This is a genomic window from Micromonospora sp. CPCC 206171 (assembly GCF_036906755.1).
GTDB lineage: Bacteria > Actinomycetota > Actinomycetes > Mycobacteriales > Micromonosporaceae > Micromonospora > Micromonospora purpureochromogenes.
In genome coordinates this window covers 20,070-28,565 of the sequence record NZ_JBAKHT010000046.1, presented here as the reverse complement: position 1 = coordinate 28,565, position 8,496 = coordinate 20,070, and the positions used below count along the sequence as shown (strand labels likewise).

The 8,496-nt window shown below is 73.3% G+C and carries 8 protein-coding genes and 1 pseudogene; 1 reads left to right on the top strand and 8 read right to left on the bottom strand.

Annotated elements, in window-relative coordinates:
* A pseudogene (locus V6U89_RS29365) lies at positions 1–202 on the top strand (hypothetical protein); the annotation flags it as partial.
* Between the two features lie 60 nt (positions 203–262).
* Here the strand turns inward: V6U89_RS29365 and V6U89_RS29360 are convergent.
* The 8 genes from V6U89_RS29360 to V6U89_RS29325 all read right to left on the bottom strand — a co-directional run bounded on the left by V6U89_RS29360 (position 263) and on the right by V6U89_RS29325 (position 8,453).
* The gene (locus V6U89_RS29360) at positions 263–892 is read right to left on the bottom strand and encodes a transcriptional regulator (protein WP_334576397.1); all 630 of its coding nucleotides are present in this window, start codon (positions 890–892) and stop codon (positions 263–265) included.
* Between the two features lie 78 nt (positions 893–970).
* Positions 971–1,987 carry a branched-chain amino acid ABC transporter permease gene (locus V6U89_RS29355; protein WP_238449640.1) on the bottom strand — a complete coding sequence of 339 codons (1,017 nt, stop codon included), beginning with the start codon at positions 1,985–1,987 and terminating at the stop codon, positions 971–973.
* The gene (locus V6U89_RS29350) at positions 1,984–2,865 is read right to left on the bottom strand and encodes a branched-chain amino acid ABC transporter permease (protein WP_334576389.1); all 882 of its coding nucleotides are present in this window, start codon (positions 2,863–2,865) and stop codon (positions 1,984–1,986) included. Before V6U89_RS29350 ends, V6U89_RS29355 begins: the two co-directional genes overlap by 4 nt.
* Positions 2,862–4,112, bottom strand: a complete 1,251-nt coding sequence (locus tag V6U89_RS29345) for an ABC transporter substrate-binding protein (protein WP_334576387.1) — start codon at positions 4,110–4,112, stop codon at positions 2,862–2,864. The genes V6U89_RS29350 and V6U89_RS29345 overlap by 4 nt, the downstream gene beginning before the upstream one ends.
* Positions 4,113–4,163: 51 nt before the next feature.
* Complete coding sequence (locus V6U89_RS29340) at positions 4,164–4,856, bottom strand: ABC transporter ATP-binding protein (protein ID WP_154938182.1); 693 nt, start codon at positions 4,854–4,856, stop codon at positions 4,164–4,166.
* Complete coding sequence (locus V6U89_RS29335) at positions 4,843–5,604, bottom strand: ABC transporter ATP-binding protein (RefSeq protein WP_088962787.1); 762 nt, start codon at positions 5,602–5,604, stop codon at positions 4,843–4,845. Before V6U89_RS29335 ends, V6U89_RS29340 begins: the two co-directional genes overlap by 14 nt.
* A gap of 333 nt (positions 5,605–5,937) precedes the next feature.
* A complete protein-coding gene (locus V6U89_RS29330) occupies positions 5,938–7,014 on the bottom strand; it encodes a zinc-binding dehydrogenase (protein WP_334576378.1) in 1,077 nt (358 codons plus the stop codon).
* A complete protein-coding gene (locus V6U89_RS29325; protein WP_334576376.1) occupies positions 7,011–8,453 on the bottom strand; it encodes an aldehyde dehydrogenase family protein in 1,443 nt (480 codons plus the stop codon). Before V6U89_RS29325 ends, V6U89_RS29330 begins: the two co-directional genes overlap by 4 nt.
* Positions 8,454–8,496 lie beyond the last annotated feature (43 nt).

Here is an 8,496-nt window from a genome sequence, read left to right as displayed (position 1 = left end):
GGGTTGGGGCACGGTCGAGCAGATCACCGACCCCGAGTACTCGACCAAGGCGTTCCTCAAGGGCCTCAAGCAGGTCGACGGGTGGAAGGACATGCCGCTGACCAAGGCCGCCCAGACCGTGCAGGTCTCGGCCTACCCGGACCACTACGCCCAGTGGGAGCAGCAGGCCGCCGACCTCGTCGCCAAGCACTGGAACAACTGACCGCACGCGAACGACACGCTGGCCGGCACCCCGAACCCGGGGTGCCGGCCAGCGGCATGTCTAGGGCGGTCCACCTGCCCCGCAGGCGGCGACGGCGGCGGCGAAGGTGGTGAGGCGTACCGACGGCGGCGGGAACGGCTCGATCCAGCCCGGCCCCGCGCCGAAAAGGCGTACCCGCGGAAAGTCGCGCCCGAAGCGGACCAGGCGGTACGCGCGGCCGGTGAGCGGGGTCTGCGACCAGACCAGCACGGTGTGCGGGCGGACCCGCACCACGGCGGCGGCCAGCGCGGCCCACGGCAGCGCGGGCCCCAGCAGCAGGCAGCCCCGGCCCTGCTCGCGCAGCGCGGTGGCGAGGGCGTGCAGCCCGAGGCAGTGCGCCTCCTGTTCGGCCCCGGCGAGCAGCACTCCGGCCGGCGGCAGGGGGCGACCCCGGTCCCGGCGGTAGCCGTCCAGGCCGATCCGGACGCCCTCGGAGAGCGCGTGTTCGATTGCGATCTCGGTGGGGCTGTGCCCCCGCAGTCCGCCGAGCAGCGGTCGGCAGACCCGCTCCCAGACCGGCACCACGCCGGCCTCGGCGGCGAGGTCCCGCACCAGCGCGGCGATCCGGTTGGCGTCGAGGTCCTCAGCGGCCACGGTGAGCCGCTTGCGGGCGGCCTCGACGGCGTCGGCCGGCATCGGTTCGGTCAGCACCAGACGTACCCCCGGGTGTGTGATCACTACCAGGGGGTTCGCTGGGACGGCGCGGTTCGGATGCGCCGTCGCGGGACGTCATCTGCGGCGGGCGGCCATCCAGCGCAGCGCCAGGGCGGAGACCGTGCCCCACAGCCCACGGCGGAACAGCAGCACGACGAGGACGAAGATGCCGCCGGTCACCAGGCCGATCGCCTCGAATCCGGAGAACGACAGCCAGTCCTCCAGCCGGACCACCAGGGCCGCGCCGAGCACCCCGCCCCACAGCGTGCCGATGCCGCCGAGCACGACGACGATGACCGCCTTGCCGGAGGTGGTCCAGTGCAGCACGTCGAGGGAGACGAACCGGTGCCCCACGGCGAAGAGCCCGCCGCCGAGACCGGCGATGAAGCCGGAGAGCACGAACGCGGTCAGCTTGTAGCGGTGCACCGGGTAGCCGAGCGCCCGCGCCCGGGCCGGGTTGTCGCGGATGCCGACCAGCACCCGGCCGAACGGCGAGTGCGTGATCCGCCAGGCGGCGGCCAGGCCGAGCAGCACGATCGGCAGGATCGCGTAATAGAAGTAGTAGTCGTCGGTCAGGTCGAGGCCGAACAGCGACCGGGGCACGCCCTGCAGGCCGTTCTCGCCCTTGGTGACCGAACGCCACTCGTTGGCCACGTAGTAGACCATCTGCGCGAAGGCCAGCGTGACCATGGCGAAGTAGATGCCGGTCCGCTTCACCGCGAGGTAGCCGATGGGCAGCGCGAGCGCCGCCGCGCCGAGCGCCCCGGCCAGCACGGCGACCGGGAACGGCAGGCCGGCGTGGATGGCGACCAGGCCGGTGAGGTACGCCGAGGTGCCCCAGAACGCCGCGTGCCCGAAGGACATCAGCCCGGTGAAGCCGAGCAGCAGGTCCACCGACACGGCGAAGAGCGCCCAGCAGAGGATGTCCACCGCCACCGCCGGGTAGAGCCCGTTCGGCAGCCAGAGCGCGGCGGCCAGCCCGGCGGCGAGCAGCGCGTACCGGACCCAGCCGGGCGCGCGGGCGACGGCGAGCAGCCCGGACGGCGGGGCCGGCCGGCTCGCCTCGGCCGGGGTGTCGACGGTGCTGGTCATGCCGGTGCCTCCTCACGGCCGAACAGCCCGGCCGGCCGCCAGAGCAGCACGGCGGCCATCACGACGAAGACGATCGTCTGGGACACGATGGGGAACTCCGACAGGTACGCCTCGCCCCACGCCTGCACCAGACCGATGCCGAAGCCGGCGGCGACCGAGCCGAAGATCGAGCCGAGACCGCCGATCACCACCACCGCGAAGACCACGATGATCAGGTCGGCGCCCATCAGCGGGTTCACCGCCCGCATCGGGGCGGCGAGCACGCCGGCGAGCCCGGCCAGGCCGATGCCGAAGCCGAAGACCGGCGTCACCCACCGCCCGACGTCGATGCCGAACGCCCGGGTCAGCTCCGGCCGCTCGGTCGACGCCCGGACCACCATGCCGATCCGGGTACGGGTGAGCACCCACCACACCGCGACGCAGAGCAGCACCGCGAAGCCGAGGATGAAGACCCGGTACGTCGGGAAGTCGAAGAGTCCGAAGTCGACCGAGCCGCTGAGCTCGTCCGGCGTGGCGTACGGGCTGGACTGCACGCCGTAGCGGGTCTTCACCAGGTCCTGCAGGATCAGCGTCAGGCCGAAGGTGAGCAGGAAGTTGTAGAGCGGGTCGAGCCGGGTGAGCCGGTGGATGACGGCCCGTTCCAGGATCATGCCCACCACGGCGAGCGACACCGGCATGATCACCAGGGCCGCCCAGAACGGCACGCCCGCCTCGGCCAGCAGCACGTACGCGCCGAAGGCGCCGAGCATGTAGAACGCGCCGTGGGCGAAGTTCACCACCCGGAGCATGCCGAAGATGACCGCGAGCCCGAGGGCGAGCAGGGCGTAGAACGCCCCGCTCACCAACCCGTTGAACGTGTTCTGGAGGAAACCGGTCACAGCTTGCAGTCCGGGGACGGGGCGCGGAACGCCTCGGCGGCGGGGATGGTCTTGAGCACCTTCACGTAGTCCCAGGGCTCGGCGACCTCGGCCTGCGGCTTGACCTGGGCCAGGTACGCGTCGTGGATCACCCGGTGGTCCTCGGCGCGGATCTTGCCGTTGCGCAGGAAGACGTCGTTGACCTCCTTGCCCTCCAGCCCCTTGACCACGGTGTCCGCGTCGTCGGTGCCGGCGGCCTGCACGGCCTCCAGGTACTGCATCGCCGCGGAGTAGTTGGCGGCGTGCGCGAAGGACGGCCGGGTGCCGGTCTCCTTCTGGAACCGGTCGGCGAACTCCCGGTTCTGCTGGTCGAAGTTCCAGTACCAGGCGTCGGTGTAGGTGGTGCCGGCCAGCGCGGCCGGGGTCAGCGAGTGGATGTCGGTGATGAACATCAGGCCGACGGCCAGCCCGACGCCCTTGTCCCGCAGCTTGAACTCGTTGTACTGCTTGACCACGTTGACCAGCTCGGCGCCGGCCTGCATGGTGCCGAGCACCTGCGGCTTGGGGTTCAGCGTCGGCGCCTTGAGCAGGAAGGTCGAGTAGTCACCGGTGGTGTTCGGGAACGGCGCGCCGTCCTTGCCGACGACCGTGCCGCCGGCGGCGGTGATGGCGGTGGAGAAGCTCTTCTCCATGTCCTGTCCGAAGGCGTAGTTCGGGTAGAGGATGTACCAGTTCTTGCCGACCTGCTCGGTGGTGGTCTTGCCGGTGCCGTTGGCCAGCATGTAGGTGTCGTACGCGTAGTGGAACGTGTACTTGTTGCAGCTCTTGCCGGTCAGGTCGGTGGTCGCCGCGCCGATGTTGAAGTAGAGCTTCTTCTTCTCCTTCGCCACGTCGGCGACCTTCAGCGCGGCCGACGAGGTCGGCACGTCGAGGATCAGGTCGACGCCCTTGCGGTCGTACATCTCCTGGGCCTTGGCGTTGGCCACGTCCGGCTTGTTCTGGTGGTCGGCGGTCTCGACGGTGATGTCGGTGGTCACCGCCTTGTCGCCGTGCTTGGCCTTGAAGTCGGCGATGGCCATCTCCACGGCCTTGACCGAGTTCTTCCCGGACAGCTCCGAGTAGGCCCCGGACTGGTCGTTGAGCACGCCCAGCACGATCTTGTCGCCGGTCAGCTTCTGGTCGCCGCCGGACTGGGGTCCACCGCCGCCGCAACCCGCGGCCAGCAGCACCGCCGCCGACGCGGCGGCCACACCCACGCTCCTACGCATGTCAATCCCCTTCGTACCGCGCGGGCACCGCGCGGGTCAGCCGTCGAAAATTCAGATACCGAGGTACGCCAGCAGCTCGCGCTCCCGCGAGCGCACCTCGGAGTTCGCCATCGCCTCCACGACGCGTCCCTCGGCCAGCAGGTAGTGCCGGTCGGCGACGCCGGTGGCGAAGTGCAGGTTCTGCTCGACCAGCAGCACGGTCACCCCGTGCTTCTTGGCCTCCCGCAGCAGGTCGCCGACCTGCTGCACGAGCAGCGGCGACAGGCCCTCGGTGGGCTCGTCGCAGAGCAGCAGCCGGGCGCCCATCCGCAGCACCCGGGCCAGGGCGAGCATCTGCTGCTCGCCGCCGGAGAGCATGGTCGCCGCCGAGTCGCGCCGGGAGTACAGGGCGGGGAACGCCTCGTACACCCGCTCCAGCGGCCACGGGTCGGGGCCGACCCGCGGCGGCAGCGTGAGGTTCTCGGTGACGCTGAGGGTGGCGTACGCGCCCCGGTCGTCGGGCACCCAGCCGAGGCCGAGCCGCGCCCGCTTGTACGCCGGCAGCCGGCTGATGTCCCGCCCGTCCAGCTCGACGGTGCCGCGCTGGCCGGGGTGCAGCCCCATCACGCAGCGCAGCAGGGTGGACTTGCCGGCGCCGTTGCGCCCGACCAGGGTGACCACCTCGCCGGCGGCGACCTCCAGGCTCACCTCCCGCAGCACCTGCGCCTCGCCGTAGAAGGCGGAGAGGGTGTCAATGCGCAGCATCAGCGGCTCCCAGGTAGGCGGTGATGACCCGCTCGTCGGCGCGGACCTGCTCGTACGGGCCCTCGACCAGCACCGTGCCGGCCTGCAGCACGGTGACGGTGTCGGCGAGGCGGCCGACGACGCTCATGTTGTGCTCGACCATCACCACGGTCCGGCCGGCCCGGACCCGGGCGATCAGCTCCACCGTGCGGTCGACGTCCTCCAGCCCCATCCCGGCGGTCGGCTCGTCGAGCAGCAGCACCTTCGGGTCCAGGGCGAGGGCGATGGCCAGTTCCAGGGCGCGCTTGCGCCCGTACGCCAGCGCCTCGGCCGGGGCCTCGGCCAGCGCGCCGAGCCCGACCATGTCCAGCAGTTCGTCGGCCCGCTCCCGGTATCGGCCCATCAGCTTGGCCGACCGCCAGAACCGCCAGCCGAGCCCGCTCGGGCTCTGCAACGCCAGCTCGACGTGCTCGCGGGCGGACAGCTGCGGGAACAGGCTGGTGATCTGGAACGAGCGGGCCACCCCGAGCCGGGCCACCTGCTCCGGGGGCAGGCCGGTGACGTCCCGGCCGTCCAGCTCGATCCGACCCTCGGTCGGCGGCAGGAATCCGGTGAGCAGGTTGAACAGGGTGGTCTTGCCGGCACCGTTGGGGCCGACGAGCGCGTGCACGCTCTCCGGGGCGATGTCGAGGTCGACGTGGTCGACCGCGCGAAAGCCCCGGAAGTCACGGGTCAGCCCGCGCGCCGACAGGAGCGCTTGCCCGGCCATCGCCTCATCCTCCGCAGGTCACTGGCGGCGGCCGGGTCGGTGACCGGGGTCACAGGGCCGTCGCGTGGAGGAAACCTACGGGGAACGGCCGGAGTGCAGCCATGTCGGTCCGCCACACTTTCCGGCCGGTCGGCGCGGGGCCGGCCGACATGAGCACCCGTCGGGAGCGGCTCGCAGGGGATCGACAGGCGTGAGCGGATGGTCTGGGAAACCGCTCCCATGTGGCCCGGCCACCTGACCGGCGGGGGCGCGGCGGGCGTGGCCGGCCACGCCCGCGGGGCGGCCGGCCAGGCCCCCCGCAGGGTCACCGGGCCGCGACGGCGGCCGGCCGGGTCAGTCGGGGAAGGTGACCACCCAGCGGGCGCCCTCGCCCCGGGCGAGCCGGTCGAACGCCGCCGGCGCCTCGTCGAGGGTGACCAGCCCGCTGATCAGCGGAGTCAGGTCGAGCGTGCCGTCGCCGACCTCGCGGGCCAGGCCCGGCACCTCCCGGTCCGGATCGGACGAGCCGTACACCGAGGAGCGCAGCGTCCGGGCGGAGTGGAAGATGTCCAGCGCGGAGAGGCTGACCAGGTCGTCCTTGCCGCCCATGCCCACCACGGTGACCGCTCCCCCGCGCCGGGTGAGCCGCCAGGCGGTCCGGATGGTGGCCGCCCGCCCCACGCACTCGAAGGCGTGGTCGACGCCGCGCCCCTCGGTGAGCGCCCGGATCTCCTTCGACAGCCGGTCGTCGGGCGGGAGGAAGTGCGTCGCCCCGGCGGCGAGGGCCAGGCCCCGCTTGGCCTCGGCCACGTCGACCGCGACGATCGGGGCGGCGCCGGCGGCCCGGGCGGCGGTGAGCACCGACAGGCCGACCCCGCCGAGGCCGATCACCGCGACCGACTCGCCGGCGGCGACGCGGGCGGTGTTGCGGACCGCGCCGGTGCCGGTGAGCACGGCACAGCCGAGCAGGGCGGCCCGCTCCGGCGGCAGGTCGTCGGGGACCGCGACGACGGCGGCCTCGGGCACCACCACCTCCTCGGCGAACGCGCCGAGCCCGAGCGTGACGTGCAACGCCTCGCCGTCGGCGGTCTCGCCGCGCGGCACCGCCGGGGCGGTGTTGGCGGCGCAGAGCCACGGCTCGCCGTGCCGGCAGTGCCAGCACCGCCGGCAGGCGGGCGCCCAGTTGAGCACCACCTGCGTGCCGACCGGCACGGCGGCGCCGGGACCGGCCTCGACCACCACGCCGGCCGCCTCGTGCCCCAGCACCAGCGGGTACGCGGGCGCGAGGGTGCCGTTGACCATGGACAGGTCGGAGTGGCAGACGCCGGCGGCGCGGACGCGGACCCGCAGCTCGCCGGGGCCGGGCGCGGGCAGGCGGATCTCCTCCACGCGCAGCGGCGCGCCGGGCGCGCGGGCGACCAGCGCCCTCACCGCTGGATCGCCTTGATCTCGCGGAACTCGTCGAGGCCGTACGGGCCCAGCTCCCGGCCCAGGCCGGACTGCTTGTAGCCGCCGAACGGCGCCCGCGGGTTGAACCCGCCGCCGTTGACGTCCACCTGGCCGGTACGCAGCCGCCGGGCCACCGCCAGCGCCCGGTCGGCGTCGGCGGACCAGACCGCGCCGGCCAGGCCGTAGCGGGAGTTGTTGGCGATGGCGACGGCCTCGTCGTCGTCGCCGAACGGGATGACGGCCAGCACCGGGCCGAAGACCTCCTCCTGGGCGAGCGCGCTGTCCGGGTGCACGTCGGCCAGCACGGTCGGGGCGACGAAGTGCCCCCGGGGCGGCAGCGGGGCGTCCGGGCCACCGCAGACCAGGCGCGCCCCGTCGGCGAGGGCGCGGTCGACGTGGCCGCGCACCCGCTCGGCCTGGGCGGCGGAGACCAGCGGGCCGAGCCGGGTGTCCGGGTCGAACGGATCCCCCGGCCGGTACGCCGCGGCGGCCCGGACGACCAGGTCGAGTGCCTCGTCGTACCGGTCGCGGTGGACCAGCATTCGGGTCCACGCGGTGCAGGTCTGCCCGGAGTTGAGCAGCGCGTTGCCCACCCCGACCTTGACGGCGGTGGGCAGGTCGGCGTCGGCGAGGATCAGGTTGGCCGACTTGCCGCCCAGTTCCAGGGCCACCCGGGCGATCCGGTCGGCGGCGAGGTGGGCGATCCGGCGGCCGGTGGCGGTGGACCCGGTGAACGAGACCATGTCCACGTCCGGGTGGGCGGCCAGGGCCTCGCCGACCACCGGCCCGGTGCCGGGCACCAGGTTGACCACACCGGCGGGCAGCCCGGCCTCGGCGACCGCGTCGAAGAGCAGGTACGCCGTCAGCGGGGTCAGCTCGCTGGGCTTGAGCACCACCGTGCAGCCGGCGGCCAGGGCGGGTGCCAGCTTGGCGATGACCTGGTGCAGCGGGTAGTTCCACGGGGTGATCGCGCCGACCACGCCGACCGGTTCGCGGACGACGAGCGAGTTGCCGATCGTCTCCTCGGCGGGCGGCCGGGCGGCCAGCTCGACGCAGTCGCGCAGCACGGTCAGCGGCAGGCCGGTCTGCACCCGGGCGGCCAGCTTGAGCGGTGTGCCGAGTTCGAGCGCGACGGTCCGGGCGATGTCGTCGGCGCGGGCGGTCAGTGCGGTGAGCAGCCGGTCGAGGTGGGCGGCGCGCTCGGCCGGCGCGGTGGCCGCCCAGCCGGGAAAGGCGGCCCGGGCGGCGGCGACGGCCCGGTCGACGTCGGCCGGGGTGCCGGCCGGCACCTGCCCGAGGGTCTCCCCGGTGGCCGGGTTCTCCACGTCGATCGGCTCGTTCCCGGACACCTCGGCCCAGGCGCCGCCGAGGTAGAGGTGACGGCGGACCAGGAGCGCGGGGGGCGCGGCGGCGAGATCCATGTCGTCCTTCGAGGGTGAGGAAACTAGCGCTGGGAGTTTTGAC

Excerpts from the sequence above, each read along its gene's own strand:
- V6U89_RS29355 (WP_238449640.1), bottom strand. The coding sequence starts at position 1,987 with ATGACCAGCACCGTCGACACCCCGGCCGAGGCGAGCCGGCCGGCCCCG.
- V6U89_RS29325 (WP_334576376.1), bottom strand. The coding sequence starts at position 8,453 with ATGGATCTCGCCGCCGCGCCCCCCGCGCTCCTGGTCCGCCGTCACCTC.
- V6U89_RS29340 (WP_154938182.1), bottom strand. The coding sequence starts at position 4,856 with ATGCTGCGCATTGACACCCTCTCCGCCTTCTACGGCGAGGCGCAGGTG.
- V6U89_RS29335 (WP_088962787.1), bottom strand. The coding sequence starts at position 5,604 with ATGGCCGGGCAAGCGCTCCTGTCGGCGCGCGGGCTGACCCGTGACTTC.
- V6U89_RS29345 (WP_334576387.1), bottom strand. The coding sequence starts at position 4,112 with ATGCGTAGGAGCGTGGGTGTGGCCGCCGCGTCGGCGGCGGTGCTGCTG.